Here is a 1,215-nt window from a genome sequence, read left to right on the forward strand (position 1 = left end):
CTTGATGGCCCTGGTTTGCAACCAGTCCTACCATAAAATACTGATTATTTTCCTTCCAAATTCGCGCGCTTTACTGATTTTTTAAATAACCTAGCAAGTAAGGGTTATTGCACACAACGGTCTCGGCTATGATTTCGTTGCGGAAAAATCCGCAGGATTCTTTCCGCCGTAGCCGAAAGATAGCAAAATTGTGGTGAATTCCGATAAGGAATTCAACCGCAATGAATTATAGCCATTGTTGTGCAACGTTTTTTATTTTATTTCTCCATTGTCAATTTTTTTCATAATGTTCTCAATATGTCTTAAATCACAATGTTGATAAGTTATTCTTTCAGATGTTTCTCCAGAAAATTCCATTAGTTTTTGTTCTCCGATTTTTACGTCAAATTTGTATTTTCCATTTTCATCTATTGCTAAAATTCTCCATTCCTCTAATTTTTTTATTAAATATTTTTCAATTAGAATTACGTATTTAAGCTTTAGGTTTGAATCGAAATATGGAATTTCTACATTTTTTACATTTGGAATATTAGATTTTTTAATTTCTATAATTCCTCTTGCGTAGGGAAAGTTTTCTCTGTTTTTAAGTTTGTTATATTTTTTATTTTGAGGGTAAAGTGAATGAATAATTTTCGTCCCTTTATAGAGAATAAGATTCATAGTATCAACCTCATTGTTTGGGAAAGTATATTTTCCTAAATATTTTTCAAATTTGTCCGAATCTTGATGTTCATTGTTGACAAGAAAATTTTCTTCACAATATATTTGGTCGGCAATTTTAATATAATCTACTGGTGCAATTTCGCTTGGAAATTTTGATTGTGCCCAAAATCCTTTGCCTTTTGGGTATATGTGAGTTGTCCAATAGCTATGTCTTTCTTTTATGTGTTGATAAGCTGTAAAAGAGTTGCCTTTTACCATTATTAAATTCTTATCTGAAACACAAATTACATCACGACTATTTAACTTTTGGACATTAGCAACTCTAATTCCATAATATCGAAATATTGGATTTGTTTTAACTTCATTTTCAATGAATTCAATATCATCTTTTTCAAAGATATTATGTTTCATTTAAGAGTGGTTGTAAATGTTGCACAACGTTTCGTATATGATAAGTAGGCGATCACTAAGCCCTAAATTTTTGTCTAATCCTAAAGTTTGATACAAGCCAAAAATATTTCAATTAGTACTTTATCGCCTATTTTTCATATA

General features: G+C 30.0%; 1 protein-coding gene. It reads right to left on the bottom strand.

The genetic code is table 11. From position 1 onward, the window contains the following. Nucleotides 1-252 precede the first annotated feature (252 nt). Nucleotides 253-1,074, bottom strand: coding sequence for a hypothetical protein (locus H4O20_RS13265; RefSeq protein ID WP_129761699.1), 822 nt, complete (start codon nt 1,072-1,074; stop codon nt 253-255). Nucleotides 1,075-1,215: the final 141 nt, after the last annotated feature.

The organism is Aequorivita sp. 609 (assembly GCF_014212065.1).
Lineage (GTDB): Bacteria > Bacteroidota > Bacteroidia > Flavobacteriales > Flavobacteriaceae > Aequorivita > Aequorivita sinensis.